The organism is Nocardia crassostreae, assembly GCF_001613405.1.
In the GTDB taxonomy this organism is placed as follows: domain Bacteria; phylum Actinomycetota; class Actinomycetes; order Mycobacteriales; family Mycobacteriaceae; genus Nocardia; species Nocardia crassostreae.
In genome coordinates, this window is sequence record NZ_BDCH01000012.1 from 757,184 (window position 1) to 784,009 (window position 26,826).

Consider the following 26,826-nt stretch of genomic DNA (forward strand, 5'->3'; position numbering starts at 1 on the left):
ATTCGCTGAAAGGCGGTACCACGAACATGACCGTGGCAACCGAGATCGACGTTCAGACCGCTCACGACGACATGATGGCGAGCGCCGAGAAAGTAGCTCTGGAATTCCTGGAGCAGGAACACGCGCGCTGGTCCGGATTGGACAGCGAGGCCGGTGCGACCATCGAATCCATTGCCGATCTGATGCGTTCCGGCGGCAAGCGCATCCGGCCGGGGTTCTGCATCACCGGATATCTCGCGGGCGGCGGTGCGCCCGGTAACCCCGCGGTGGTCGCCGCGGCGGTCGCTCTGGAGTTCCTGCACACCAGCGCGCTCATCCACGACGACGTGTTCGACGACTCGCCGCTGCGCCACGGCGCTCCGGCGGTCCATGCGAAGTACGCTGCTCGCCATCGCGCTCTCGGTTGGCAGGGCGAATCCCGGCGATTCGGGGAGAGCGTGGCCGTGCTGGCCGGTGATCTCGCACTGGGTTACGCCGATTTCTTCATGGCCCAGGCGATTTCGGCCGCACCCGCCGTGGCGGGCGCCTGGAACGAGCTGCGCGCGGCACTGCAGATCGGCCAGCATCTCGATGTGGTGGCGGCGGCCCGTTTCACCGGTGATCCGAAGCTGTCGCGCACCATCGCAAATTTGAAATCGGTTAACTACACGATTCATCGGCCGCTGCTCATCGGTGCGCTGCTGGCCGGTCGCGCCGATCTGTCCGAGGCATTCGAGTTCTACGGTCTGGCGGTCGGCGAGGCGTTCCAGCTGCGCGACGATCTGCTCGATATGTTCAGCGACAGCGACACTCTCGGTAAACCTGCGCAGCTGGATCTGGAACGGCACAAGATGACGCCGGTGCTGTCGCTGGCCATCGAGCGGGATCCCGCGGTGCGGGCGCTGGTGGACGGGCCGGAGGCGGGCGGCGCGGAATTGCGGCGGCGGCTGCTGGACAGCGAGATGTCCGGCGCGGTGGAGAACCACATCGCCGGACTGGTGGTGCAGGGTGGTGCGGCGCTCGCCGATGCCGGTCTCGCACCGGAGCGGCGGGCGGAGTTGATCTCTCTGGCGCACGCCGTCGCCTACCGAGACAAGTGAGTCCCGGCCAGCAGCAGGGTGGCGAGGATCGCGAGATGCACCGAGTACTGGGTCACCATGAAGGCCCGGTACGGCAGGCGGCGGCCGGTGCGGGTGGCGGCGCGGCGGGTGGTGGCGCACAGGATGCCCACCGCCGCCGCGCCGAGCGCCAGGGCGATTGCCGAAGGCGCCAGCACCGGAGCGAAAACCATTGTGGCGCAGAGGTATCCACCGGAGATCAGGACGGCGTTGGAGCTCGCCAGCAGGCGCACGCGCCCCTCGCCCCAGACCACCACCGGGGTCCGGCGACCGGCCGCCGCATCGCCCTCGGCGTCGGACAGGTCCTTGACCAGCGCGCCCACTCCGGCCATCCACAGCGACATGGCGGTGCCGAGCACCAGCACGGGCAGCCCGCCCTGCTGGCCAGCGGCCGCCCAACCGGCCGCGTAGGTCAGCACGCCCATGCCCAGCACCAGCAGGGCGGCGGTGCTGCCTCGCCGCTTGCCGTAGATCGGGCCGCCGGAATAGGCGTAGCCGCAAGTCAAATGGGCGAGTACGAGAATGGGCAGCAGGCCGCCCGCGTCCACGACCCCGGCAATGGCCAGGGCGGGCGCACCGGCGCCGACCACCCCGCCCACGGCGATCGGGACCGGCAGCGAACCGCGGCTGATCGGCCGGGTCGAACCGTTCTCCCGGTCCTCGGTCACATCCATGACGCCATTGAAGACATAGGCGGCGAGGGTGGCGAACACCCAGGTCAGGGCCGCGATCCAGACTTGGCCGTCGAGCATGGAGGCGCCCAGGACGGCCGCGGTGCAGAAACGAATCAGACAGCTGATCTGAACCGAGATCCGGGATTCCTGCAGAAAGTCCTTCGAAAAGCGAATGACATCGGACCAAATCGTTTTTCCAGCGGTGAAATCAATTGCTGCAATATCCATCTGCATGGTGAGCAACGCTATTCTTGACTCGAGTCCTCGGATATTCCCCGAACCGGTACACCTACCGGACCGAATAGGGCTGTCCGACAGGTGAAAAGGAGTAGTGGTACGCCGTCGAACTGCTACTTTCGCAGCATTCCCGCCGCGGCCGGGTCGTTCGATCCCGGCGGTCGCGTAGGCTCGGCGCTCACGTGCGATCGGACAGTCGGGTGGTCATGGTCGTGACCCGACTTCTGTACTTTTCGACGAAAGGAGCTTGGCATGGAGAACGGGGGGAACCGGGTGGCCATCGTGACCGGCGCCGGTGGCGGCCTCGGAGCGGCGGTGGTAGGCAGGCTGGCGGCACGCGAGTTCGCCATCGCCCTGGTGGATTTGCGGGCCTCATGGTGTGACACCGCCCTGGACTCGGTGGGGCGGGGACGGGCGGGGCTGTGGGCATTCGGCGCCGATCTGGGTTATCTGCACGAGGCGGAGGCGACCGTGCTGCGCGTCGCCGAGCGGCTGGGACCACCCTCGCTGGTGGTGAACGATCCTTTTCCCGGTCGCGCCCAAGGTGTTTCGGAGCCACCGGACTGGGACGCATTGGTACAGGCCCGATTGCGGGCGCCACTGCTCGTCAGCCGCGCGGCCGAACGGTATCTGGTGGAATCCGGCGACAGCCGAATCGTCAATGTGGCGCAGACCGATATCTCGGCGCGACGTCCCGACGATCTGGTGGTCCGGGAGACCCTGCACGCCCTCACCGAGACGCTGTCCCAGGAGCTCGGATCGCACGGCGTCCGAGTGAACACCGTTGTCGCGGAGGTCAATTGCGGTCGGCAGGCCGCGCACAACAGCGGCCGGTCGCGGCCGGACTGCTGTCTCGCCGTGGAGGACGAGACGGCGTCCATGGTGGAATTCCTGGTCTCGGAGGCCGGGGCCGCCATCTCGGGACGGATGATCGAAACCCGGCATCCGGACCCGCACTCACTGCCAGGCGCGGGCGGTATCGGGTAATCCGGCCCGTTTCCGCGAGATCAGGGCCCGCTCGACCGCCCGATTGACGGCGTCGATGCGGGATACCGCCTCCAGCTTCGTGAAAATATTGCGCAGGTGGCGCTTCACCGTGGCCTCGGTGACCCCGAGCCGGGTGGCGATCTGGCGGTTGCTGAGCGCCTCGGCCACCAGCATGAGCACCTCGCGTTCGCGGGCCGAGAGCGTGCCCGGGTCCTCCGGCTCCTCGGCGCGGGCGCGCAGGCTCTCCGGGGAGACCGACAGCGTGACCGTCTGCTGGCCGTCGCCGACCGATTGCCGGATGGCCGAGGTCAGGGTGTGCCGTCCGGCGCCCTTGTGCAGATAGCCCCGGACCCCGAGCGACAGCAGCTGCTGCACCAGCTGCTGTTCGTCGTGCATGCTCAGCACGATGATCCGCAGCGCCGGATCCTGGGACAGCAAGCGCCGCACCGTTTCCGGCGGATCGCTCTCGGGCATTTCGAGATCCAGCAGCAGCACGTCCGGGCGATGCTCACCGGCCAGCTGTATCGTGCCGGTTCCGGTGGCGGCCTGCGCCACGACCTCGAAATCGGCTTCGGCCCGCAACAGATCGCACAGTGCCTCGCGGAGCAGGGTGTGATCGTCGGCCACGAGGATGCGGATCTGACTGGGACTCATACGGTCGGTTTCTCCTGAGCGATGGGAATCCAGAGGGTCGCCCGGGTGCCGCGGCCCGGGGCGGAATCGATATTCACCGTGCCGCCGACCAGGTCGGAGCGCTCCTGCAGAATGAGCAGGCCATTGCCGTGCCCGGAGGCACGCAGCGCGGGCACGTCGAAACCCTTTCCATTGTCGATGATTTCGGCATGGACCTCATGCGGTGCGATATCGATGTGCACGACGACGGTGGCGGCACCCGCATGGGTGTAGGCATTGCGCAGGCATTCCCGCACCATGATGAACAGCTCCTCGGTCACCGCACCCGGAATCCAGGCGTCGCTGCCGCGCACCCACATCTGCAGCGGCACCCCGGTCTGGCCCAGCGAGGCGGCGAATCCGCGCAGCGCGGTCTCCAGGGAGCCGGTGACGTCCGGGCGGCGCAGTTCGCTCACCAGCTCGCGGCTGCGGGCAATGGTCTCCAGGATCGCCTCCTTGGCGGCCCGCACGTGCCGGGACACCTCGGTGGGCTGTCCCGCCTCCGAATCCTTGCTCGCCCGTTCGCATTCCAGCTCGTAGAGCTCGATCTGGCGCAGCGCCAGACTGGCGGAATTGCCGATGTGGTCGTGGATCTCGCGGCCCAGGCGGCGCTGTCCCTGTTCGTGCGCCTCGCGCACCCGTTGCAACAGGAAGGCGTCGTAGCCGATGGATCCGGACTCCAGGCGCAGCCTGATGCCCTGCTGCATGGCGCGCACGGCGGCGATGAGAGCGGACTGGTCCGCGCGGAGTCGCGCGGCGCAGTCGGCGAGGGCGGTGGTGGTCAGATCGGTGAGTATGCTGCCCGCCTGGACCGAATGGGCGATGTGGGCGCCCTGCCGGACCCGTTTGCTGCCCAGGTCGAAGACGTCGGTGATGTGCGTGACGGTGGTCGCGCCGGTCGCGAGGCTGCGGGCGCAGTCGTCGAAGATCCGGCGCGCCTGCAGCTCGCATTGTTGCCAGGCCTCGGCATTGGAGACCAGCGGGCTGCCGATCTCGCCGAGGCGGGTTTTGTACGCCGCGACGAGATCGGGAATGCGGGCCTGGAACCGCTCGGAAAAATCGTTTGACACGGTGTCGCGGGGGTGGCGCCGGGCTGTGCTGGTTCACTGGCATTCCCGCCGACCACAACTCTCACCCCTGCCTCACTCGCCCGCCTCGGGATTCGGAACCCGAGACTCGGCTTCGAACTAGATCGAAGCCTACCCCAGCGTTCAGGGGACTTGCGGAATCTCGGACGGAAAGCTTTACCGCCCAGTACGGTTCGGGTGATTGCTGCCGGGTGACCCTCGTCGCGATCGAATGAAACCGGTCGGTTCTTGATTAGCGCAATCATCTTTTGGTCCGTTGGGAGCAGTCGAGTTCTCTTAGGGTGCAACCGTGTTGTCCGGTCACCCGCACCGTGCTGCTATCGAGACGGCACTTCGAATACTCCACGGCGGAGATTGGACATGATGTCTGACTACATTCCGGCGGGCCCGGCCCGATCGGACGAAATGAACCGCACTTTCCTCGCCCACCAGGACGGCGTGACCTGCTGGATGGAGCGGGTGCCGCCCGGCGAGTGCGGCAGCCTGCGCCGGGACACCGGCCCGTCGATCACCGTCGTGCTCGCGGGCGGGCCCGTCGAGTTGATCGACGAGAGCGATCGCGTACTGTGCCGGACGATGCTGTCCGTCGGTCGGGTGGTGCGCGGCGGCGAGCTGCCCCTGCCGTACCGTCCCGCCAATCTCGCGGACCGGGACCTGGTCCTGGTGGTCATCGAATTATCCATCGGTACTACTACTTTCGGTGCGGCCTCCTCCCATAGCACGGATTGGCGGGCCGGTGGCGGTCGACTTTGATTTCAAGGGTGGAAGCGACAAAGGCGTCGCTCGGGAAGTCCGGTCGATATGGATGGACACAGCATGGTTGGGATCAGAATTCTCGGTCCGTTGGAGATCGAAGGTCTTGTCGGAATACCGAGGCTCGACTCGTACCGCCAGCGCGCGGTATTGGGATCGCTCGCCTTGAACGCGAATCGCGTCACCTCGATGGCGAGTCTGACCGATGCGGTGTGGGAGGGGGAGCCACCGGCGACGGCCCGGTCACAGCTGCAGATCTGTGTTTCGGTGCTGCGTCGCGTCATTGCCGACAGTCGCTGCCCCATCGCCATCGAGACGCGCGCACCGGGATATCGGCTGGCGGTCGACGGTTCCGCCCTGGACAGCGCGCGATTCGACGAGTTGATCGCCCAGGCCCGGATGCACGAGAGCAATGGCAATCTCGCCGCGGCGCTGGGGGCGCTGCGTCAGGCCGCGGGGCTATGGCGCGGGCCGGTGCTGGCCGATGTGCCCAGCAGCCGCATTCAGCGCATTTCCTATTCGCTCACCGAGCGGCGAATGGCCGCCGAGCTGACCCGGTTTCGTATCGAGCTGTCGCTGGATCGGGCGTGGGAGATCATCCCGGATCTGCAGGCGCACATCGATGCTCATCCACTGGGGGAGGAAGCCTACGGGTATCTGATGCTGGCACTGTATCGGTGCGGGCGTCCGGCCGAGGCGCTCGAGGTCTACCGGCGGGTCCGCGCCACCTTGATTCAGCAGGTGGGGCTGGAGCCCTCCGACGAGCTGCGCGGACTGGAGCGCGCCATTCTCGAGGGCGGCGGCAGCCTGTCGCGGCCGTCGCTGTTCGAACCGGCCCGGCGGGCCGGGTGAGCCGTGCGCACGAAGGAAGCACGGCAATAGCTGGAAAGCTGTTGCCGTGCTTCGTGATTACTGGATGGAATCCGGTGCGCCGCGTAGTTCGAGGAGCTCGGCGAGGTCGTACTCGGCGCGGCCCGGTGTGCCGTAGCGGGTCAGCTTGCCCCGGCTGGCCCACTTCCGGATGGTCTCCTTCCGCACGCCCGCGGCGAGCGCCGCGAGCTCGGTCGGCACCAGGCGCCGCCCGGGAGGCGGGGTCCGGCGCCGACCGAGCGGCGGTGTCGTCATGCCACCGACTCGGCCCGCTGACTCATCCGGCGTCGGTGTCCCACACGCTGATTCAATGCCAGCCACTGATGTGGCTGCCAGCTGTGGCCCGCCGCGCAGCTGACCAGGCGGCTGGTCGCGCCCGAGCCGCCCAGGTGGGCGTACACCGGTTGACCGCACCCGTGCCGGTCGCAACGGCCGACCTCGATTCGGTCCGGTCCGGGTTCCACCGCCCCCTGGGCGAGCCCGTGCACCGCCACGAACTCCTCGATGGCGTCGACGATCGCCGGATGCGCCGCCAGCCAATTCTGTTGTGCGAGCAGGAATTCCACCAGTATCGGCACGGTCCGGCGCGGACGCCGCGGTGGGCGCGCCTCGTCGACCACCAGCGCCGCCCACGACGTCACCAGCGCCATGATCTCCGCCCGCGCCTCGACCGGCGGATCGGCCAGCACGATCCCCTCCCGCCGCCCGCCGTGCGCCCGCGGCAGCCCGCGAGTGCGCTCGCCCTGCAACAACTCCCCACATCGGGCGTACAGCACCGGCAATCGGCTCAAGGTCTCGCAGAACCGGGACAGGCAATCAGCGCATACGAACGCCCCATCGGTTGCGGCGCCGCCGCAACCCGGATTCTCACACAATGCCTCACTCAATGCCTCGGACATTTGTCTGCTCCTTCTGACGCTGTCGTCTAGGCATCTCCCACTCTCACAGCGCGGCGTATCTCCCTGGTATCCCACGCCTTTCGCGCGGCAATAGCGCATTCGGAAAATCGTTCCGAGGGCTGATGTGCGGGGGTGGGTCGGCGTCGTACGGTTGGCGGGTCTTGTCCGGGCGTGAGGGGAGGCGCTGTGCGGGATCTGCGGAACAAGGTCGCGGTTGTGACCGGGGCGGCCAGTGGGATCGGGCGGGGAATGGCGGAGGCGTTCCTCGATGCGGGAATGCGGGTGGTGCTCAGAGATGTGGAGGAGGATGCGCTCGCGAAGACGGCCGCCGAATTGCTGGCGGGCGGTGGGGATGTGCACGCCGTGGTGACGGATGTGGCGAATCCCGACGATGTCGCCGCGCTGGCGGCGGCGACGCTCGGGAAGTACGGGGCCGTGCACGTTCTGTGCAATAACGCCGGTGTGGCCGGGGGCGGTATGCCGGTCTGGGAGAGCACGCTCGACGACTGGGCCTGGGTGATCGGGGTCAACCTGATGGGGGTCGTCCACGGCCACCGCACCTTCCTGCCGATCATGATCGAGCAGGACGAGGAGGCGCACATCGTCAATACGGCGTCGGTCGCCGGTGTGGTCGGCGGCTCCGGGATCTACGGCGCGACCAAATCCGCCGTCGTCGCGCTGACGGAGACCATACATATGGAGCTGGTCGGCGGCGGCTTGAAACCCCGCATCTCGGTCCTCATGCCCGGCGTGGTCAACACCCGAATCCTGGATTCGGACCGCAACCGCCCGAGCCGCTTCCCCGACGTCGGCCCGAGCCCGCTCCCGGCCGACCTGGAAATGGATGCGGTGCGGGAGTATTTCACCCACGGCACCAGCCCGCGAGCCGTCGGTGATCAGGTACTACAGGCCATTCGCGAGGAACGCCTCTATGTGCTGACCCACCCCGAGTGGAAGGGCCACATCGAGCATCGAATGAAGGCCATCCTCAATGGCGAGAACCTGACCCCCTTGGAGCCGCCGGGCATGCAGTAGGCCGTATTCGCCCGTCCCGGTAGCGGATTCAGTTCGCGCTGACGGTGTGATCCCGGATGACGTCGTCGACCGGCCGCCCGGCCTTGGCGGGTTCGGCGCCGTCGAAGATGGCGGCCAGAATGGCGGCCCGGTCGAGCGTGGCCGGGACGACGTGGGTGGCGCGAGCACTGAGAATCACGGCGAGCAGAACGGTCGCGTAGATCCGCGAGCGCGGAACGGTCAACTGCCACCCACACCGTTCCCGGTCGCGCAGTCGGGTTTCGACGGTGTCGAGAACATCTTGGATGACTTGAAGCTCGATCTGATCGCGGTCCTCGGACCACTGGTCGTCGATGGACATGGCCTCAGCACACCACCGGCGACCAGTGCAGATGGGCAAAACTGAAGCTTCAGATCGAATTGCTTCAAATCGCCACGACGAACCACAGATCTGCGGTACACCTAGCTTCGGAAACCGGGCGCTGTCACCTTCACTTTCCGGGGAGACCTCATGAGTGACACCGGCAATCAACCCTCGACCCTGCCCCGCCGCCAACTCGGCCGGTTCCTTCGCGAAGCCCGCGAAGCGCTCGGGCTGACGCAGAGGATCGCCGCCGAAATGGTCGAACTGAGCGAGCCTGGGCTACAACGCATCGAGGCCGGGCGCGTGAAGAAGGTCCGAATTCGTGATGTCCGTGCCCTTTGCGAGATTTATGAGATCTCGCCCGAGAACACGGAGTGGGCGGTCGAATTGGCTGAACAGGCGAAGGTGACGAGTTGGTACCACGCGTTCGGCGGCCTGTTCAACGACACCTTCAACATGTACGTCGGCCTGGAGGCTTCGGCGCGCCAATTGATCACGTATCACGAACACGTCCCGGGTCTGGTGCAGACCGCGGACTACGCACGAGCGCTCATCAGTGCCTTCTACCGGGGCGACAGCAGCGACGCCATCGACCGTCGAGTGGAACTGCGTATGAAACGCCAGGCAATCGTCACCCGGAAGACCCGCCCACTGAAACTCGATGTGCTCCTGCACGAGTCGGCGTTGCATCGCGTGATCGGCAGCCGCGACATCATGGCGGCCCAGCTCCGGCACCTAGCGGAGATCAGCAAACCGGCGAATGTGTCTGTGCGTATACATCCGTTCTCGGCGGGTTGCACCTGGGGATTGCTGCATGGCCCGTTCGTCATTCTGTATTTCGGCACCGATGCCAAAGGCAGGCCGATCGAACCGCCCGTGGTCTACCACGAGATTCAGATGAGCAACGATGTCTACCTCGAAAAGCCCGATGATTTGCGGCGCTACCATGAATTGGTTGCGGCGCTGCGGGCGACTGCTCTCGACGAGGACACCACACGAGACCTGCTGCGGCGGGCAACAAGGAGTTACGAGCGGTGAAGATCGAGCTATCCGAGGCGAACTGGTTCAAGAGCAGTTACAGCGAAAGTAGCGGCGCGTGCGTGGAAGTCGCGTTCCTGGACGGGGGTGGGGTTGGCGTCCGTGACTCCAAGAATCCCGCTGGGCCCGCGTTGATCTTCAGTCCGGGTGAGTGGAATGCCTTTACCGCCAAGGTCATCGGCGGCGGCTAGGGGTTAGGTACGGGTGTGGGCGTGGACCCAGCGGCGGCTGGGTTCGAGGCAGCGTTTTCTGGCGTCGGCGAAGAGACGGACGCTGGCGGGGCCGGGCCAGTCGGTGGGGAGCATGGAATCGGGGAGGCCCGGGTCCAGGTAGGGGATTGTGCGCCATTCGTCCAGGAGCGGGATGAAGAGGCGGAAGGCTTGTTCGTCGGTGAGGGTGCCGAGTTCTGTTGTGGCGCTGTGGTTGTCGAGAAAGGCTTGGTGCAGGGCGGCCAGGGAGGGGAGGTTCCACCAGCGGGCGGCGGCGGCTCGGGGGTTGTCGGGTACTGCGAAATCGGTTGCGCGGAAGGAGGTTACGTAGTCGGCCAGGCCGAGGGCGGTGATTATGGCGGTGGCTTCTGCGGCCAGGTAGTGGGGGCAGATCCAGAGGCCGGGGGAGACGGTGCCGCAGCCGATGGAGGTGAGGCGGCGGCGGAGTTGGTGGCGGGCGGCGCGGGCGGATTCGGGGATGGTGAAGGAGATGAGGTGCCAGGGGTCGGATTCGGTCATTTGGCGGAAGCCGAAGATGCGGGGGTCGCCGCGGGTGTACATGGCTTCGGCGGCGGGGGTGAGGCGGTAGCCGCTGCGGCCGTTGCGGGTTTCGGGGTCCAGGACGCCTTTGCTTTTCAGGCGGGCTACGGTGGTGCGGGCGCTCTGTTCGGGTACGTCCAGACTGGCCAGGAGGGTGCTGAAGTCGGCGATGGCGATCCAGCCGCCGAGTTCGCGGACGTAGGCGCCCAGGATGGTGCGGGCCAGGGAGGTCACGCTGCCGGGGCGGGCGTCGATATCGTCGAGAATCGCGCTCGCCCCGGCGTCGTGGAGGTCAGCGGGCATCGAGTTCGTCGCGGATGGCGGTGATCCCGGTGAGGACCTCGTGGAAGGTGGTGCTCAGGGGGCTCATTCCAATGCGGATGCCGTGCGGCTGACGGAAGTCGGGCATCACACCACGATTCCACAAGCGCGCGGTGATCTCCCGGAATGCCGGGTGATCGATGGTCACGTGCCCGCCGCGGCGGGCCGGGTCGGCGGGAGAGGAGACCGTCACGCCGCGCGGCGCCAGCCACTCGTGCACCAGGTCGAGGGCGAATTCGGTGAGGGCCACGGACTTGGCGCGCACCGCGGGCATGCCCGCCTCCTCGATGAGATCGAGCATGTCCTGGATCGGAAGCATGCCGATAATTCCGGGGCTGGCGCTGAGCACCCTGCGGATTCCGGGGGCGGGGATATAGCCCTGGGCCATGTCGAACGGGTTCTCCCGGCCCATCCAGCCCCAGATCGGCTGCTGGAACCGCGGCAGCAGCTCGGCATTCACGTAGGCGAAGGCGGGCGCGCCGGGGCCGCCGTTCAGGTACTTGTAGGTGCACCCCGCCGCGAAATCGACGCCCCAGGAATCCAGTTCGATCTCCACCGAGCCGACCGAATGGCAGGCATCGAGCAGCAGCAGCGCGCCCGCGTCATGGGTGACGGCGGTGATGGCGGGCATATCGACGAGATAGCCGGAACGGTAGGCGACGTGGCTGAGTGTGACCAGGGCGGTGCGCTCGGAGACCACTCCGGCCAGGTCCTCGGCGGTGACGCCACCGGCGAAATCGGCCTCGATCCAGCGCAGCGTGAGCCCGAGTTCGCTCGCGATGGACTCCATCAGATACCGGTCGGTGGGAAAGTTGTCGCGATCGAGCACGATCTCGGTGCGTCCGGGCCGCGATGCGAGCGCGCCGCGCGCCAGCTTGTAGAGCAGCACGCTGGTGGAATCACCCACGGTGGTCTGCCCCGCGGCCGCGCCGAGCAGGCTCGCCCCGATCCGGTCGCCCAACCTCAGCGGCAGCTCGAACCACTGCTCGTCCCAGCCACGAATCAATCGCCCGCCCCAGGCGTCGGTCACGAAGGCGGCCATCCGTTCGGCGGTCCCGCGAAGGGGACGGCCCAGTGAATTGCCGTCCAGATAGGCGGCGATCTCCGGATCGTCGCTGCCGACGAAGCGGCGCGGGAAATCGCCCAGCGGATCCGCCGCGTCGAGCGCGCTCGCGCGGGTGGCGAAGTCGGTCGGTGCCGTGGTCATGATGTGAGATCCCCCGTTTCGGTGCGTACTGCGAACAATTCCGGAAAGAAGCTGAGATCGAGGGCGCGTTGCAGAAATCCCGCGCCGCTGGACCCGCCGGTGCCCTGCCGGGTTCCGATGGTGCGCAACACGGTGCACAGATGCCGGAACCGCCACAGCTGGAAGTTCTCCTCCAGATCGACCAGCTCCTCGAAGGCCTCGTACACCGGCCAATACTCCTGCGGCGCTTGATAAACGGCCTTGGCCAGCGGCAGCAGCTCCGGATTCAGCGCATAGCTCGCCGTCACATCCCGGTGCAGCGCCGACTCCGGCACCGCCAGCCCGGTCCGCGCCAGATGCCGCCAGAACGCGTCGTACAGGGTCGGCTCGGCCAGCAGCGCCTCCAGGTCGGCCCGCGCCTCGGCATGGTCGGCGAACACCGGCAGCATGGCCGGGTTCTTGATACCGAGCAGGAACTCGACAGCCCGGTACTGATGCGATTGGAATCCGGAGGACCGCCCGAGAAACCGCCGGAAGCGGGCGTATTCGGTGGGCGTCAGGGTCGCCAGCACCGACCACTGCTCGGTTAGCGTCCGCTGGATGTGTTTGACCCGCGCAATCGCCTTGAGCGCGACCTCCGGCTCATCCGTATCGAAAGCCGCTCGCGCCGCGTGCAATTCGTGCAGCACCAGTTTGAGCCACAGCTCGGTGGTCTGGTGCTGGATGATGAACAACATTTCGTCGTGCTGCGGTGGCGTTCTGACCGGATGTTGCGCGCCGAGCAGGGTGGGCAGCTCGAGATAGGAGCTGTAACTGAGAGTCATGGCGGATCCCCGGTGGTTCGGTGCTGTCCACTCCACGGTAATACATCATCGTGACGACCGGCAGGAAAATGTCATAAGAGAATCGTGGTTTCCGCCCAGCAGGTAATGTCACCTGTCATGGCATCGCCGCTACCTGCGCTTTCGACTCCGAGCACCCGCAAACTCGCGGATGCTCGCCGAGCCGATATCCCGGTGCTGACCAAGCGGCTGCTCTCGGCGATCTTCACCGACAACCCCGAATGGACCGATTACACCTCGGTGCCCAAGGCGCAGCTGCGCGACGGCTGTCGGCAGTACCTGACCCGGATTCTGGACCTGCTGGGCGGGGCGGGCGGCGATCCGGAGCACGACGATGTGGCGGCGGCCATCGGGAAACAGCGCGCCGAACAGGGCGTGCCGCTGGAGGCCATGCTGCGGACCTTCCGGCTCGGCGGCGGCATTGTCTGGGAAGCGTTGCTGGACAAGGCCGATGGCGTCGGACCGCAGGACATCCGGGAGGCCGGGACCGCCATGTGGGCGGTGGTCGACGGCTTGTCCTCGGCGCTGGTCACCTCGTATCGCAATACCGAACTCGACCAGGTCCGCCGCGACGAGCGCTACCGGCACGCGCTCATCGAGGATCTGCTGGGCGGGCGGGCGCAGGACGCCACCTTCGCGGCCCGGGCGGCCCGCGAACTCGAACTGCCCGTCCAGGGGGAGTATCTGGTGGTGGCCGCACAGGCGCGCACCGACGGGCGGGCCGTGCTCACCGGCGGCGAAACCGCGCTGGCCGCATGGGGAATTCGCTCGGTCTGGCACAGCCGGGTGGACACCACCATCGGGCTCATCTCGCTGGAGCGCTACGACCGCGACGCCGTGCTGCGGAGGCTGCGGCCGCTGGTACGCGGCCGGGCCGGGGTCTCGCCCGCCGTTCCCGGTCTGGCGCAGGTGAATTCCGCGCACGCGCTGGCCCTGCTCGCGCTCGCGACCCTGCCCGGCGACGCGACGGAACTGGTGGCGTTGGACGAGCGGTATCCCGAGGCGCTGCTGGTCCGGTCTCCCGATCTGCGCGATCTGCTGATCGAGCGCACGCTCGGCCCGGTGCTCGCGCTGCCGGTCAAGGAGCGCGAGGTGCTGCTGCGCACACTCGGGACCTGGCTGGCGGAGAACCGTTCGGCCGCGCACGCGGCCGGGCTTCTGCACTGCCATCGCAATACGGTGATCAACCGCCTGCAGCGCGTCTCCGAGCTGCTCGGGCGGTCGCTGGAGGGGCAGCGCGCCTATGTGGAACTGTCGCTCGCGCTCGCCGCGCTCGAACTCGACGGCCGCTGAACGGCGGCCTACCGGAGAGTTAACATTGGGCGCTGCGCCCAATCTCGAAGTGGGATTACTGGGCTTCGACGCGATTGATTGTGCAGTCCGTCAGGCCAAGACTCGACGTCAAATGACCCGCACCACATTCCGGGTGTGAGGAACGTCGACCGAGGAGCACCACGAGTGCCTGACTTGGAACTGCTGGTGATAGGTGGCGGCCCCGGCGGTTATGTGGCCGCCATTCGCGCGGCCCAGCGCGGCCTGTCCGTGGGCTTGGTGGAGAAGGAGCGCCCGGGCGGGGTCTGCCTGAACTGGGGCTGTATCCCGACCAAGGCCATGCTGCGATCCGCCGAGATCTACCAGACCATGACCGCCGCGGCGGATTTCGGTATCCACGCGGACAATGTCCGCTTCGATTTCGCCGTCGTGCGCCAGCGCAAGGACGGCATCGTCAAGGGACTGACCGACGGCGTCGCCGGGCTGCTCAAGGCCAATGGCGTGACCGTCATCGAAGGCCACGCCCGATTCACCGGCCCCACCACGGTGGAGGTGTACGAGGCGGGCCCGTCGCCGGTCTTCGAGGGCGGGCCGCGCTACGCCGCCGCGCCGACGGGCACGCGCGTCCGCGAGATCAGCGCCCGCGACATCATCGTCGCCACCGGTTCGACCCCGGCCCGGCTGCCGATCCCGGGCGTGGACCTGCCCGGCGTGATCAACTCCGACGGCGCGTTCGGGCTGGCCGAGGTGCCGTGTCGCCTGGTCGTGGTGGGCGGCAGCGCGGTGGGCGCGGAGTGGGCGAGCCTGTTCGCCTCCTTCGGCAGCGAGGTCACCGTCGTCGAACTCCAGGATCGTCTGGTTCCCTTGGAGGACAAGGAGATCGGCGTGGCGCTGGGCCGCTCGTTCGGCAAGCGCGGCATTACGGTGCTCACCGGTTCGACCGTCGAGTCCATCGCGCAGGCCGACTCGGGCCTGCGGGTCACCGTCGGCGGCCCCAAGGCGCGTGACCTGGACGCCGATATCGTGCTCATCGGTGTCGGCCGCCGCCCCAATACCGCGGATCTCGGCCTGGACGTCGCCGGAATCGACACCGATGCACGGGGATTCATTCCGGTGGACGAGCAGTTGCGCACCGGCGTCGAGCACGTCTACGCCATCGGCGACGTCACCGGCAAGGCGCTGCTCGCCCATGTCGCCTCACATCAGGGCCTGACCGCCGCCGATGTGATCGCCGGTCACCCGGCGCACATCGACTACAACGTCATTCCCGCGGCCACCTTCACCCATCCGGAGATCGCCAGCGTCGGCCTCACCGAGGACGCCGCGCGCGCCGCCGGTCACGAGGTGCTCACCGCCAAGTTCCCGTTCGCGGCCCTGGGCCGGTCCCAGACCTTCGGCGACACCGAGGGATTCCTGAAGATCGTGGCGGGCGCGAAGCACCGCGAGGTGCTCGGCGTGCACATCATCGGCCCCTCGGCCAGTGATCTCATCGCCGAAGGCGCGCTGGCCATTTCGCTGGAGGCGACGCTCGACGAGCTGGCCGACACCATTCATGCCCACCCCACCCTCGGCGAGATCGGAATGGAGGCCGCCCTGGTCGGGCTCGGCCTGCCGGTCCACGTAGCGCCGCGGAAGCGTTGAGGAGGCCCCGTGACCACGACCACCGCAGCCCGTAAGACCACCAGGTCGAAGACCGCCCGCGCGACCGCCGAGACCACCGGGGCCGCGGAGACCGCCGCGGTCGGGACGGCCAGCGCCGCCGACATCGAGACGGCAAGTGCCACAGACGATTTCGACGCCCGGGTGGCCGGGGAGGACGCCGCCACCCTGCGCGGCTACTTCCGCGACATGCTGTTCGTGCGCCGCTTCGAGGAGCGCACCGCACAGGCCTACCAGCAGGCCAAGATCGGCGGCTACTGCCACCTCAACCTCGGTGAGGAGGCCACCGTGATCGGCCTGGGCGCGGCCATGCGCCCCACCGACTACCTGTTCACCAACTACCGCGAGCACGGCTACGCCCTGGCCAAGGGCATCGAGCCCGGCCGGGTCATGGCCGAGCTGTACGGCCGCTCCACCGGCACCTCCAAGGGCTGGGGCGGTTCCATGCACATGTACGACACCGCGACCCGGCTGCTGGGCGGTTACGCCATTGTGGGCGGCCAGGTTCCGCTGGCCATCGGCGCGGCCCTGGCCATCGACTACCGCGGTGACGACGATGTCGTGGTGTGCCAGATGGGTGAGGGCACCACGAATATCGGCGCGTTCCACGAGTCGCTCAATATCGCGGCGCTGTGGCATCTGCCGGTGGTGTTCCTGGTGATCAACAATGGCACCGGCATGGGCACCACGGTCGAGATGTCCTCGGCCGAACCGGATCTGTGGAAGCGGGCCGCCGCCTACCGCATGCGCGGCGAACGCGTGGACGGCACCGATGTGCTGGCCGTGCGCGATACCGCCCGCGAACTCATCGAAGCCGCTCGCACGGAGGGCAAACCGGCGCTGCTGGAGGCCGTCAGCCATCGGCTGAAGGGCCATTCGGTCGTGGACCCGGCCAAATACCGGAGCTCCGAGGCCGTTTCGAGCGCTCGGGAGAACGACCCGATCGACCGCTGGCACACGGCGCTGGTCGCGGCCGGTGTGCTCACCGAGGAGGCTGTGGCCGAGATCGAACGGGAGGTCCGCGACAGCGTGGCGGCGGCGGTCGACTTCGCCGATGCCAGCCCGCATCCGGATCCATCGAGCCTGTTCGACTACAACTACGCCACCCCGGTGCCCGGCGATTCCCGCCGCCTGCCCGCCGACCCGCTCTTCACCGCCTGAGGATCGCTATGCCAGTCATGACTTACCGTGAAGCGCTGCGGGAGACCCTCCGCGAGGAGATGCGGCGCGACGAGGACGTCTTCCTGATCGGGGAAGAGATCGGCGTCTTCGAAGGCTCCTACAAGATCACCGCCGGGCTGCTGGCCGAATTCGGCGAGAAGCGGGTGCGCGACACCCCGATCGCCGAAGAGGGTTTCGTCGGCGCCGCGATCGGCGCCGCCATGCTCGGGCTGCGCCCGGTCGTGGAGCTCATGACGATCAACTTCTCGCTGCTGGCGCTGGACCAGATCGTCAATCACGCCGCCAAGATCTACGGCATGTTCGGCGGCCAGACCAATGTCCCCATGGTCATCCGCACCCCGGGCGGCGGCGGGCAGCAGCTGGGCGCGACGCATTCGCAGAACATCGAGCTGTACTACGCGTTCGTGCCCGGCCTGAAGGTGGTCGCGCCGTCCACGCCCGCCGATGCCCGCGCGCTGCTCAAGGCCGCCATCGACGACGACGATCCGGTGCTGTTCCTGGAGAACCTGTCGCTCTACAACACCAAGGGCGAGGTGCCCGAGGATCTGCCGCCCGCCCAGATCGGCAAGGCGGCGGTCACCCGCGAGGGCACCGACATCACCCTCATCGGCTATTCGCGCATGGCGACCGTGGCCACCCAGGTCGCCGAACGCCTTGCCGCCGAAGGCATCTCGGCGGAGGTCGTGGACCTGCGCAGCCTGCGGCCGCTGGATCGCGACACCATCGTGGCCTCGGTGCGCAAGACCGGCTGCGCGGTCATCGGCGAGGACGACTGGCTGACCTACGGCATCGGTGCGGAGGTGGCCGCGTCCATCTCCGACGGCGCCTTCGACTATCTGGACGCGCCCGTGCGCCGCGTCGCCATGGCCGAAGTGCCGCTGCCCTATGCCAAACCGCTGGAGCGCATCGCCCTGCCCTCGGCCGATTCGCTCTACACCGCGGCGCTGGAGACCCTGGCCGCCGTCGGCCGCCGCCGCTGAGGAGAAAGACTTCGATGCCTGAAATCACCATGCCCCGCCTCTCCGACACCATGGAGGACGGCGTCATCGCGGCCTGGCTCAAGAATGTGGGCGACCAGGTCACCGCCGGTGAAGTGATCGCCGAGATCGAAACCGACAAGGCCCTCATGGAATTGGAGGCCTACGAGGACGGCGTGCTGGAGCGGATCCTGGCCGAGGCCGGTACGCGCGTGCCCATCGGCGAGCCGATCGGCATTGTGGGCGACGGCAGCGGCGCGGCCTCCGCCGCCGCTCCCGCGCCCAGCGCTGCCGCCCCCGCCCCGGTGCCTGCCGTCAGCGCGCCCGCGCCCGCCCAAGGTGCGCCCGTGTCCGCCCAGGGTGCGGCCGCGCTGTCTTCCGGCGGCGACAATGCCGCTCCCGCAGCGACTTCCGTCGCCGACGGCGGCCGGAAGAAGTCGTCGCCGCTGGCGCGCAAGATCGCCCGCGAGCTGGGCATCGAACTGTCCGCCGTCATCGGTACCGGTCCGGGCGGTCGGATCACCCGCCAGGACGTCGAATCAGCTGCCGCCGCAACCGCTTCCGCTCCGGCCGCTTCCGTGCCTGCGGCTGCTCCGGCCCCGGCGACCCCTGCGTCCGCCTACGACGAGGTGCCGCTGACCACCATTCAGCAGGTCTCCGCCAAGCGGCTCACCGAGAGCAAGCAGCAGGCCCCGCACATCTACCTGACCAGCGCCATCGACGTCACCGACCTGCTGGAGTTCCGGGCGCAGCTCAACCGCACCCTGGACGAGGCGGGCAAGGGCAAGGTCAGCGTGAGCGACCTGCTGGTCAAGGCCGTCGCCACCACGCTGCGCACCGATCCGTCGGTGAATGTCAGCTTCGCCGGGGACAAACTGCTGCGGCACCAGTCGATCAACCTCGGCTTCGCCGTGGCCACCCCCGCGGGTCTGCTGGTCCCGGTGATCCACGACGCCGATCGCAAGAGCGTGTCGGAGATCTCCGCCGAGAGCCGTGACAAGGCCACCCGCGCCCGCGATCGCAAGCTGCGCGGCGACGATATGTCCGGTGGCACCTTCACCATTTCCAACCTGGGCATGTTCGGTATCGAACAGTTCACCGCGGTCATCAACCCGCCGGAGTCGGCGATCCTCGCGGTCGGCGCGGCGCAGGACGAATTGCGCCTCTCGGATGGTCAGGTGATCGCCCGCAAGATTCTGCGGGTCACCCTGTCCGCCGACCATCGCGCCATCGACGGCGCGGTCGCCGCGCAGTTCCTGCAGCAGTTGAAGGATCTGATCGAGCACCCGCTGCGCATCATCGCCTGAACGGATGCCGACCGCCGCCGGATCAGCGGCGGTCGGCGCGCCGGGCGCAGAGGAAGTCGTCGACGAGCCGGGCGCAGTCGTCACGGGTGAAGTGGCGCAGCCCGGTGAGTTTGGCGAAGACGATCGGCCCGAGCAGCTGGGACAGGGCGAGGGTGGTGTCGTAGTCGCCCAGCAGTTCCCGGGCCTCGGGGAGCTCCAGCAAGTCGTCGTAGGGCTTGCGGTACTGCTCGATAATGCGGTCGCGCAGGTTGGTGAAGGTCTGCGGAGGTTGATCCTTCGACTCCGGCGCGCCCATGGCCAGCCAGGCGACGGTGGTCAGATAGGTGGGGGCCTCGTCGATCAGGACGGTCTGACGGGCTATGAGCTCGATGAGCCGATCGCGCAGCGGACCGCTGTCCGGGGGCGGGGAGACCTGCGGGACAAGGTGTTCGAAGGTGGCGGCCAGCAGCTCGGCCGAGGAGTCGAAGTGCCGGTAGAGGGTGGTGCGGGCGACCTTCGAGAGCTTGGTGACCGCATCGATGGTGACCGCCTGCACCCCACCGGATTTCAGCAGGGTGGTGGCGGCGTCGAGCAGGCGGGCGCGGGAGCGGGCCCGGCGGGGGTCGGTGTCGTCCGGATCGATGTTGTCGCGCGCGGGGGACAACGGAATTCACTCCTTCCCAAGTTTCGATACCGGGAGTAGCGTAGCGATACTGTCAGTACTGTTCGTCGGGGAGGTCCCGATGGTATCCACCGGGCAGAGCGCGCTCGCGCCGCCGCGCCTCTCGCGCGCACAACGCTGGATGCTGACGGTGTCCTGCCTCTCCGTGGCGCTGGTGGTCGCGGCCATGGCCGCACTGTATTCCGCACTGCCCGCCATCGCCGCCGAAACCGGTGTCACACAACAGCAATTGACCTGGGCCGTGGACGGATACACCCTGGCGCTGGCCTGTCTGGTGCTCCCGGCGGGCGCGCTGGGCGACCGGTGGGGGCGGCGGGTGGTGCTCATTGTGGGCATGGCGGTGTTCACGCTCGGCTCGGCGGCTCCGCTGCTGTTCGACGGCCCGATCGGGCTGATCGCGGCGCGGGCGGTCGCGGGCGTGGGCGCCGCCTTCGTCATGCTCTCCACCCTGTCACTGCTCACCGTCGGTTTTCCGGAGGAACGCCGCGGGCAGGCGGTGGGCGTCTGGGCCGGAGTGGCGGGATCGGGCGGCGCACTGGGGATCATCGGCTCCGGACTGCTGCTGCAATGGCTGTTCTGGGAATCGGTCTTCCTCGGTATGACGATCATGGGCGCGCTACTGCTGGCCGCGGGCTGCACCGTCTCCGAATCCCTTGCCGCCGAACGTCCTCCGCTCGACCTGTGGGGATCGCTGGCCGCGGCCGCCGCCGTCGGCCCGGTCGTGGTGGCCGCCATCGAAGCGCCCGCGCGCGGCTGGCTGGACCCGCTGGTGCTCGGCACGCTCGCGGGCGGGTTGGTGGCGGCCGCGCTGTTCGTTCTCGTCGAATTGCGCACCGCGCACCCGGCTGCTGGACGTCCGCCTCTTCCGAGATCGCGGATTCGGTAGCGGCACCTTGTCATTGACCATGCAGTTCCTGGTGTCCTTCGGCCTGTTCATGCTGCTGGTCCAGTTCCTGCAATTGATCCTGGGCTATTCGCCGCTGCTCGCCTCGCTCGCCATGGGCCCGATGATCGTTCCCCTGGTGGTGGTTTCGCTGTTCACCCATCGCCTGGTGGATCGCTTCGGCCTGCGTGCGGTGACCTTCCCCGGCCTGGTCCTGGTCGGCCTCGGCCTGCTGGCCATTGCCCGGCTCGACCTGACCAGCGGCTACCTCGACGTCCTCGGTTCCCTCGTGATCATGAGCACCGGTATGGGCCTGTGCAGCGCCTCGGCGACGGCCGCCATTGTCGCCGGAACCCCCGTGGCCAAACACGGCGTGGCCGCCGCCGTCAACGATGCCGCCCGCGAGATCGGCGCGGCCCTCGGCATAGCCATTGCCGGTAGCGTCCTCGCCGCCGGTTACTCCCACCGCATAGCCCCGGCCCTGCCCCGACTCCCCGAAGCGGCCCGCGGCCCGGTCGGCGACTCGCTCGCCGCGACCCTCCAGGTCGCCGAGCGCGCGGGCCCGCAGGCCCAGCCGCTGGCCGACTTCGCCAAAACCGCCTTCCTGCACGGCTTTCAGCAAGCGGGCCTCGCTCTCGGCATCCTGATGCTGGTCGCGGCCGTGGCCATTGCGGCCTGGGCGCCCGGGCGCACCCGGCGCTGAATTACGGTGCGCTGCCCCCGGTGACATAGCGGGCGGCGAATCGTCGCAGGATCCGCATGGGTTCGGTGATCGTCTCGCGATGTCCGAGCTCGGTGAGATAGTCCGCCTCGTCCGGATCGAAATACCCTGCGTGCCGGTAGATTTCGATGCGCAGCGCGAGTCCCGTCCCATCCAGCTCCGGGTGGAACTGGGTGGCGTAGACATTGGTGCCGACCCGGACCATTTGAATGGGGCAGCTTGCGGATTCGGCCAGCAGGACCGCGCCCGGCGGCACCTGCTGACAGGATTCCTTGTGGCCCACGAAGGCTCGGAAGGCCGGTTCGATGCCGTGAACGAGGGGATCCTCGCGGGCGTGATCGGTCAACTCGATGGTGGTTGCCCCCGCGGTCTCGCTGTAGCGCCCGGTGCTCGCCACGCCGCCGAGGACATCGGCCAGAATGCCCAGGCCGTAGCAGGCGCCCAGATACGGGAAGTCGCGTTCGACGATCTCGGTGACGAGCTTCTTCAGTTCGGGCTCGAACACCCGCTGGTACTCGTACTTCCGCTGCTCGGGGCTGCTCACATTGCTGGGCCCGCCGCCCACGATGACCGCCGAGTAGTCGTCGAGATCAAGATCCGGATACCCCTGATCCATCTGCACCCGCGCCACCTCGCTCGCCGCGAGGCCGCCCGCGCGCAGGATGGCCTGGTACTCGTCGTCCGCGGCAGCCGCCTCGGGTCGCAACTGCAGGAGCAGAACGGGCTTGGGCATTCTCAGATTGTGAGAGATCAGCGGTCGCGGCAGTCGGGTATTCGCGCATTGGGCGAGTCGTGGCGGACACCGGCCACTACTCGACGCGGACCCGCAGGCCGGGATTCTCGCTCAGCACCGTGTGCAGGGGCTGGAAGTTGCTGACGTTCTCCGGGGTGCAGTAGTTGTTGCTGCCCGTGCTCACAATGCCCAGCGCCCGGGTTCCGGTGATTCCGGCGCCGCCGCTGTCGCCGCCGATGGTGCAGATGCTCGCGGCGAACATGCCCTCCAGCCTGATCCGGTCGTTCGGTCGCCCGGGCAAGCCGCCCGCGTACATGGTGCGATCGATCTCGATGATGGTGCCGCAGGTGAATCCGGTGGTCCGGCCCGCCTTGCAGACCGGCGCGCCGACGACCGGCAGGGCGACGCCGTCGAGGGCCAGGGGTTCGGCGAGCGTCGCGGCGGTCACCGAGTACGCGGCGGTTTCCGCAGCCGGGGGTGCGGTCGGGAGTCCGCGGGTCTCGGTGGACACCAGATTGTTCTCGAATCCGGGCCGGTATCGATCGTTGATTCGGATGATCGAGTAGTCGCGCGGCCCCATGATCGCCTTGACGAACCGGCCCATTTCCGCGCCGCGCTCGTCGTCGGCCGTCTCGAAAATGGGCTGGGATGCGCCCGTCCGGGCTTCCGGCCGCGCGAGATTGTTCGGATCGCAATGCCCCGCACTGATATTGACGACGCTGCCGTCGGCGGCCGCGGCGTGGAACCCGAGCGAGCACAGGGCATTCCTGCCGCTGAACTCCACGCCGTATTCGTGGCCGCCGTGAAACTCCCGCCCCGGATCGCGCGCCGCGATCTCCCCGGCCCGGGCGGGTCCCGCGACGGCGGGCCCGATCGGGGCCGCGCTACCCGCCGAGACCAGCGCCGGTCCCAAGGTCTCGGGCAGCATGGGCCGCCCGCTGGTATAGATGGCGACGGTATTGCGGGTGACATCGATGGCCGAGGCGACCAGACTGCCCGCGATATCGGGCTCCTGCGCGGCATACCACCGCTCCACCTCCGCCCGGCGAGCCCGCAGCGTCTGCGTACTGTGCAGGACCTGCGTCGTGCTGAATCCCGCCGCGAGCGCGGCCCGGCGCGCCTCGGGCTCGCCGGTCCCCGCGGTGAGGGCCACGATCGGCCGACCCTTGTCGTCCATGCGCGCACCCGCCCACACCTCGGTGAATTCCCGCTCCGCCCGGCGCTCGAACTGTGCGAGGCGCTGCGCCGCCTCGGCGCGCGCCAGATACCGTCCCGCATCGAGACCCAGATCCCGCTCGAGCGCCGCGACGAGCGGGCCCGGCAGCGCGGGGCGCGGCGGTTGCGGCCAAGCGGCCGGTACGGCGGTCACGGTGATCGCGAGCATGGTGCACGCGCCGAGAATCGTGCGGCGAACAGTGGTGGGACAGCCCATCGACCTGCCTCTCGCCCGAATCGATCATGACGATCGCCCCACTGTATGCCCGAAATGGGGCTTTACCTGGTATTGCCCGGCGCCCGGCAGGTCGGCCGGTGGGGGTGGCGCGTACCGGCGGGAGCGGTAAATTCGAGCGGATGGAGACCTCACAGCGCGCCAATCGAGGGCCGAAGGCCGCGGCGGGCAATCGGGCGGCGCTCATCCGGGCGGCCCGGGAGCTCTTCGCCGCGGACGGTTTCGATGTGCCGCTGAGCGCTATCGCGCGTGCGGCCGGGGTCGGTCAGGGGGTGCTCTACCGCCATTTCCCGACGCGGGAGAGCATCGCGCTCACGGTATTCGAGGAGAACATCGCCGAAGTCGAAGCGGCGGCGGCGAATCCGGAATCGACCGTGGACGACATTCTTGCGGTCATTGTCGGCCAGCTCACCGATTCGGCCGCCTTCATCGCCGTCCTCGATCCCGCCGACACCGAGGATCCGCGGCTGTGCGAGGTGGGCCGACGGCTGTTCGACCTGACCGAACGCAAACTCGCGGATCCGGACCGCCGCGGTGCGCTGCGGCCGGACATCGTCACCGGCGATGTGATGATGGCCGTGGCCATGCTGGGCGGGATCCTGTCGAAGACGCCCGTCGCCACCCGTGCGGACGCGGCGCGCCAGGCGTGGTCGCTACTGCGGCGCGGCCTGCACGGCTGAATCAGCTCGGGTCCATGGCTCCGCCGTGATACCGCGTCGCGGCATTCCAGAGGAAGAAGCTGTCGATGCCCGCGTCGCGGGTGGCGTCGATCTGGGCGCGCACCTCCGCATCGCCGTAGCTCACGCCGAGGCTGAAATCCTGGAGCCAGGGAACCACGTTCGCGCCGGTCCCCGCCGTGCGCGCGTGGAAGTCCTGTAGCGAGCGGAAGATGATGTCGTAGGGCTGGCCATTGGGATGCGCCACACCGTATTCGCCGGAGTTCCAGTGCGACGGGTAGAGCATGGGCGCGACGAAATCGACATTGCGGGCCATGAGCGGAATGTCCTGGGCGATCTCCTCGGGCCGGGTGGCGGCAATGCCGTAGACGGCGGCGCTCAGGTGCGCCCCGGCGTTGTGCACCGGATCACGGCTCTGCGCAAGGAAATTCGCAATGGCCACGGCGGGGGAGTCGGTCAGCCCGGTGAAGACCATGCTCGACAGGCTGCCGTCGGGACGGCGGATGTAGTCGTACATGACACCGTCGAAACCGAGCCGCGCCGCCTCCACCGCCAGGTCGATATTGTATTGGCGGACTTCGGGACTCGCGAAGTTGGTGAAGGCGATCGGCCCGTAGTGGCTCGAATACGGCTGACCGGACGGGTTCTGCAGAACCCAGCCGGGTCGGCCGCTGTGCCAGGCCCATTCGGCGAGGGTCGGATCGCGGAAGGCGACAATGCGGCCCACCACCCGCAAACCCATATCGTGCAACTGCCGCAGCGCGGCGGGCGCGTCGTAGATGCCTGTGGCCGCACCGGATTCCCGGGCGATCGCGACCTGCGAGTCGTAGCCGACGACGCCGTCCTCGTCCTTGATATCGAGCTGTACGGTGTCGATCCGGCCCTCGCGCGCCAGATCCAGCACCGCCTCGCGCAACCCCTCGTGCGACCAGGCGTGCGCGGTCACGTGCACAGCGCGCATGCGCGGCAGCGCGACGGTGGTGGCGACGGTGCGGCTGGTCTGATTGCCCGCCGCATCGGCCGCGACGACCTCCAGCGCGGGAGCCCACGGCGCGGCGATCTCGAAGGCCCCGTCCGGACCGGGCGTCACCGCCACCGTGCCCACCGAGACCCGGGTGGCGTCGATTGCCGTGCCGCGCAGCAGGACCGGGCCGCGATAGGAGGTCACGGCCGCGGGCGGGGTCACCTCCAGGACCGGCGGGGTGGTATCCGCCGCCGCTAGCGGACCGGAAGGTTTGCCGAGCGCGAATCCGACGAGTAGCGAGACCGCCAGAATGGCGAGGACAGCACCGAACGCGATGATCGCCAATCTCCGCCGACTGGTCGACCGGAGCCGCATGAGCAACGCGTACACCAACTTCCACCCGAGATGTGTCAGGGCCACTATCCCGCAGTTCCGCTGCGGACTGCGGGTTTTCCGAAGATCAGCTGAAAACCGTTGTTGGCGCGTAACGTTCCCTTGATGGTGCGGGGCTGGGTCACCGTCGGGCGGTTGGTTTCGGCGATACTGCTGGGTGCGGGACTCGCCGCCTGCGGCGCGGGCAACGACTCGGCTCCGGCCGGGCCGCCGGAACAACCCGGAACGGCAACGGAATCGACACGGCCGCTGCCGAACCCGGCCGAGATCGCCGCCAATGAGCTGGGCTCGGTCCCGGTGCTGATGTATCACCAGCTCGCCGCGCAGCCTGCCGGTGAATACGATCAGACACCCGCGGAGTTCCGGGACGAACTGGAACGGCTCTATCGCGAGGGCTATCGCCCGGTGACCGCCGCCGACTACATCGCCGGTCGTCTCGATCTGCCCCCGGGCACGCACCCGGTGGTGCTGACCTTCGACGACTCCACCCGCAGCCAGGTCGCCTTCACCGAGACCGGCGCCATCGAACCGGAGTGCGCCGCCGGAATTCTCGCCGAGTTCGGTACGCGCTATCCGGATTTCCGGCCTCGGGCCACCTTCTACATCAATAACGAGCCCTTCGGTGGCGACCCGCGCGCCGTGCCCTGGCTGGTGGCGCAGGGGCACGAAATCGGCGCGCACACCGCCGATCACGCCAATCTCGCCGGTCTGGACGCCGAGGGCGTCCAGCGCGAACTGGCCGAGAACGTGCGCGCCATTACGGCGGCCGCACCGGGAATCACGGTGCGCACCATGGCCTTACCGCTGGGCATCGCGCCCCGCGACCGCGCCCTGGCGGTGGCCGGGAGCTGGGGTGGCACCGCCTACGCCTTCGAGGCGGTCATGCTGGTCGGCTCCAATCCGGCTCCGGCCCCGTACGGCCCGGTCGATCCGGCCGGTGTGCCGCGCATCCGATCCGGTCGCGAGACCGTCCCGTTCGATTCGGCCTACTGGCTGGACTGGCTGGCCGCCAATCCGGCCGAGCGCTACACCGCCGACGGCGATCCGCAGCGCATCTCCTTCCCCCAGCGCCTGGCCTCCGACCTCACCGCCCGCTGGGCGACGCAGGCCAACCCGTACTGACAGGGACTTGAACTGCGCGGCGGCCCGTCCCGTA

Annotated in this window: 27 protein-coding genes and 1 pseudogene; 15 read left to right on the forward strand and 13 right to left on the reverse strand. The window is 68.3% G+C overall.

The genetic code is table 11. The features are described 5' to 3' along the window. Nucleotides 1-26: 26 nt before the first annotated feature. Nucleotides 27-1,079 (forward strand): polyprenyl synthetase family protein, encoded by a 1,053-nt coding sequence (locus NC4_RS10305; RefSeq protein WP_067536131.1) that lies wholly within the window; start codon nucleotides 27-29, stop codon nucleotides 1,077-1,079. On the opposite strand, the gene NC4_RS10310 is transcribed toward NC4_RS10305, so the two are convergent. Further along, nucleotides 1,064-2,005 (reverse strand): UbiA family prenyltransferase, encoded by a 942-nt coding sequence (locus tag NC4_RS10310; RefSeq protein WP_157554470.1) that lies wholly within the window; start codon nucleotides 2,003-2,005, stop codon nucleotides 1,064-1,066. The genes NC4_RS10305 and NC4_RS10310 overlap by 16 nt on opposite strands. A 255-nt stretch (nucleotides 2,006-2,260) precedes the next feature. Here NC4_RS10310 and NC4_RS10315 point away from each other — a divergent pair, with 255 nt between their 5' ends. Then, a complete protein-coding gene (locus NC4_RS10315) occupies nucleotides 2,261-2,995 on the forward strand; it encodes an SDR family NAD(P)-dependent oxidoreductase (protein WP_067535457.1) in 735 nt (244 codons plus the stop codon). Here NC4_RS10315 and NC4_RS10320 read toward each other — a convergent pair. Together NC4_RS10320 and NC4_RS10325 are read right to left on the reverse strand one after the other, a co-directional pair. Continuing rightward, nucleotides 2,966-3,649: a response regulator gene (locus tag NC4_RS10320; RefSeq protein ID WP_067535460.1), complete on the reverse strand. Its 684-nt coding sequence runs from the start codon at nucleotides 3,647-3,649 to the stop codon at nucleotides 2,966-2,968. The genes NC4_RS10315 and NC4_RS10320 overlap by 30 nt on opposite strands. Beyond that, nucleotides 3,646-4,737 (reverse strand): sensor histidine kinase, encoded by a 1,092-nt coding sequence (locus NC4_RS10325; protein ID WP_067535463.1) that lies wholly within the window; start codon nucleotides 4,735-4,737, stop codon nucleotides 3,646-3,648. The genes NC4_RS10320 and NC4_RS10325 overlap by 4 nt, the downstream gene beginning before the upstream one ends. 378 nt (nucleotides 4,738-5,115) lie before the next feature. Between NC4_RS10325 and NC4_RS10330 the strand changes: the two genes are divergently transcribed. Together NC4_RS10330 and NC4_RS10335 are read left to right on the forward strand one after the other, a co-directional pair. Continuing rightward, entirely contained in the window at nucleotides 5,116-5,508 is a 393-nt protein-coding gene (locus NC4_RS10330; protein WP_067535466.1) for a hypothetical protein, read from the forward strand. 63 nt (nucleotides 5,509-5,571) lie between these two features. After that, nucleotides 5,572-6,360 carry an AfsR/SARP family transcriptional regulator gene (locus NC4_RS10335; RefSeq protein WP_281186264.1) on the forward strand — a complete coding sequence of 263 codons (789 nt, stop codon included), beginning with the start codon at nucleotides 5,572-5,574 and terminating at the stop codon, nucleotides 6,358-6,360. Nucleotides 6,361-6,417: 57 nt separating this feature from the next. Here the strand turns inward: NC4_RS10335 and NC4_RS10340 are convergent, their stop codons facing one another. Further along, nucleotides 6,418-6,579: a transcriptional regulator gene (locus tag NC4_RS10340; protein ID WP_245721591.1), complete on the reverse strand. Its 162-nt coding sequence runs from the start codon at nucleotides 6,577-6,579 to the stop codon at nucleotides 6,418-6,420. 50 nt (nucleotides 6,580-6,629) lie between these two features. Then, nucleotides 6,630-7,277 carry a hypothetical protein gene (locus NC4_RS10345; protein ID WP_157554472.1) on the reverse strand — a complete coding sequence of 216 codons (648 nt, stop codon included), beginning with the start codon at nucleotides 7,275-7,277 and terminating at the stop codon, nucleotides 6,630-6,632. 186 nt (nucleotides 7,278-7,463) lie between these two features. On the opposite strand from NC4_RS10345, the gene NC4_RS10350 reads away from it, so the two are divergent. Beyond that, nucleotides 7,464-8,312, forward strand: coding sequence for an SDR family NAD(P)-dependent oxidoreductase (locus NC4_RS10350; RefSeq protein ID WP_067535478.1), 849 nt, complete (start codon nucleotides 7,464-7,466; stop codon nucleotides 8,310-8,312). Between the two features lie 28 nt (nucleotides 8,313-8,340). Here NC4_RS10350 and NC4_RS10355 read toward each other — a convergent pair whose 3' ends face one another. Then, a complete protein-coding gene (locus tag NC4_RS10355) occupies nucleotides 8,341-8,652 on the reverse strand; it encodes a hypothetical protein (RefSeq protein WP_067535481.1) in 312 nt (103 codons plus the stop codon). 150 nt (nucleotides 8,653-8,802) lie between these two features. On the opposite strand from NC4_RS10355, the gene NC4_RS10360 reads away from it, so the two are divergent. Further along, nucleotides 8,803-9,693, forward strand: a complete 891-nt coding sequence (locus tag NC4_RS10360) for a helix-turn-helix domain-containing protein (RefSeq protein WP_067535484.1) — start codon at nucleotides 8,803-8,805, stop codon at nucleotides 9,691-9,693. Continuing rightward, nucleotides 9,690-9,884 carry a DUF397 domain-containing protein gene (locus NC4_RS10365; RefSeq protein WP_067535487.1) on the forward strand — a complete coding sequence of 65 codons (195 nt, stop codon included), beginning with the start codon at nucleotides 9,690-9,692 and terminating at the stop codon, nucleotides 9,882-9,884. Before NC4_RS10360 ends, NC4_RS10365 begins: the two co-directional genes overlap by 4 nt. Nucleotides 9,885-9,887: 3 nt before the next feature. Here the strand turns inward: NC4_RS10365 and NC4_RS10370 are convergent, their stop codons facing one another. The 3 genes from NC4_RS10370 to NC4_RS10380 are packed head-to-tail and all read right to left on the reverse strand — an operon-like array spanning nucleotide 9,888 to nucleotide 12,815. Further along, nucleotides 9,888-10,745 (reverse strand): PaaX family transcriptional regulator, encoded by an 858-nt coding sequence (locus NC4_RS10370; RefSeq protein WP_067535490.1) that lies wholly within the window; start codon nucleotides 10,743-10,745, stop codon nucleotides 9,888-9,890. Beyond that, nucleotides 10,735-11,970, reverse strand: a complete 1,236-nt coding sequence (locus tag NC4_RS10375; protein ID WP_174566840.1) for a kynureninase — start codon at nucleotides 11,968-11,970, stop codon at nucleotides 10,735-10,737. Before NC4_RS10375 ends, NC4_RS10370 begins: the two co-directional genes overlap by 11 nt. Next, nucleotides 11,967-12,815 carry a tryptophan 2,3-dioxygenase gene (locus NC4_RS10380; RefSeq protein ID WP_369690722.1) on the reverse strand — a complete coding sequence of 283 codons (849 nt, stop codon included), beginning with the start codon at nucleotides 12,813-12,815 and terminating at the stop codon, nucleotides 11,967-11,969. Before NC4_RS10380 ends, NC4_RS10375 begins: the two co-directional genes overlap by 4 nt. A gap of 75 nt (nucleotides 12,816-12,890) precedes the next feature. On the opposite strand from NC4_RS10380, the gene NC4_RS10385 reads away from it, so the two are divergent. The 5 genes from NC4_RS10385 to NC4_RS10405 all read left to right on the forward strand — a co-directional run bounded on the left by NC4_RS10385 (nucleotide 12,891) and on the right by NC4_RS10405 (nucleotide 19,188). Next, nucleotides 12,891-14,084 carry a PucR family transcriptional regulator gene (locus NC4_RS10385; protein ID WP_084528775.1) on the forward strand — a complete coding sequence of 398 codons (1,194 nt, stop codon included), beginning with the start codon at nucleotides 12,891-12,893 and terminating at the stop codon, nucleotides 14,082-14,084. A 165-nt stretch (nucleotides 14,085-14,249) separates the two neighbouring features. After that, nucleotides 14,250-15,704 (forward strand): dihydrolipoyl dehydrogenase, encoded by a 1,455-nt coding sequence (gene lpdA / locus NC4_RS10390; RefSeq protein ID WP_067535497.1) that lies wholly within the window; start codon nucleotides 14,250-14,252, stop codon nucleotides 15,702-15,704. A gap of 9 nt (nucleotides 15,705-15,713) precedes the next feature. Further along, entirely contained in the window at nucleotides 15,714-16,883 is a 1,170-nt protein-coding gene (gene pdhA / locus NC4_RS10395) for a pyruvate dehydrogenase (acetyl-transferring) E1 component subunit alpha (RefSeq protein WP_067535500.1), read from the forward strand. Between the two features lie 17 nt (nucleotides 16,884-16,900). Beyond that, nucleotides 16,901-17,884, forward strand: a complete 984-nt coding sequence (locus tag NC4_RS10400; RefSeq protein WP_218020972.1) for an alpha-ketoacid dehydrogenase subunit beta — start codon at nucleotides 16,901-16,903, stop codon at nucleotides 17,882-17,884. A gap of 14 nt (nucleotides 17,885-17,898) precedes the next feature. After that, nucleotides 17,899-19,188, forward strand: a complete 1,290-nt coding sequence (locus NC4_RS10405; RefSeq protein WP_174566841.1) for a dihydrolipoamide acetyltransferase family protein — start codon at nucleotides 17,899-17,901, stop codon at nucleotides 19,186-19,188. A 22-nt stretch (nucleotides 19,189-19,210) separates the two neighbouring features. On the opposite strand, the gene NC4_RS10410 is transcribed toward NC4_RS10405, so the two are convergent. After that, entirely contained in the window at nucleotides 19,211-19,837 is a 627-nt protein-coding gene (locus NC4_RS10410) for a TetR/AcrR family transcriptional regulator (RefSeq protein ID WP_067535508.1), read from the reverse strand. Nucleotides 19,838-19,910: 73 nt separating this feature from the next. Here NC4_RS10410 and NC4_RS44470 point away from each other — a divergent pair. Further along, nucleotides 19,911-21,435, forward strand: a pseudogene (locus NC4_RS44470) (MFS transporter). A gap of 1 nt (nucleotide 21,436) precedes the next feature. Here the strand turns inward: NC4_RS44470 and NC4_RS10420 are convergent. Together NC4_RS10420 and NC4_RS10425 are read right to left on the reverse strand one after the other, a co-directional pair. Then, nucleotides 21,437-22,186 carry a glutamine amidotransferase gene (locus NC4_RS10420; RefSeq protein WP_067535510.1) on the reverse strand — a complete coding sequence of 250 codons (750 nt, stop codon included), beginning with the start codon at nucleotides 22,184-22,186 and terminating at the stop codon, nucleotides 21,437-21,439. 76 nt (nucleotides 22,187-22,262) lie between these two features. Beyond that, nucleotides 22,263-23,618 (reverse strand): S1 family peptidase, encoded by a 1,356-nt coding sequence (locus NC4_RS10425; RefSeq protein ID WP_067535513.1) that lies wholly within the window; start codon nucleotides 23,616-23,618, stop codon nucleotides 22,263-22,265. A 140-nt stretch (nucleotides 23,619-23,758) separates the two neighbouring features. Between NC4_RS10425 and NC4_RS10430 the strand changes: the two genes are divergently transcribed. Then, entirely contained in the window at nucleotides 23,759-24,316 is a 558-nt protein-coding gene (locus NC4_RS10430; RefSeq protein WP_067535516.1) for a TetR/AcrR family transcriptional regulator, read from the forward strand. A 1-nt stretch (nucleotide 24,317) separates the two neighbouring features. On the opposite strand, the gene NC4_RS10435 is transcribed toward NC4_RS10430, so the two are convergent. Continuing rightward, complete coding sequence (locus NC4_RS10435; RefSeq protein ID WP_245721592.1) at nucleotides 24,318-25,622, reverse strand: putative glycoside hydrolase; 1,305 nt, start codon at nucleotides 25,620-25,622, stop codon at nucleotides 24,318-24,320. A gap of 153 nt (nucleotides 25,623-25,775) precedes the next feature. On the opposite strand from NC4_RS10435, the gene NC4_RS10440 reads away from it, so the two are divergent. After that, complete coding sequence (locus NC4_RS10440) at nucleotides 25,776-26,792, forward strand: polysaccharide deacetylase family protein (RefSeq protein WP_067535517.1); 1,017 nt, start codon at nucleotides 25,776-25,778, stop codon at nucleotides 26,790-26,792. Nucleotides 26,793-26,826: the final 34 nt, after the last annotated feature.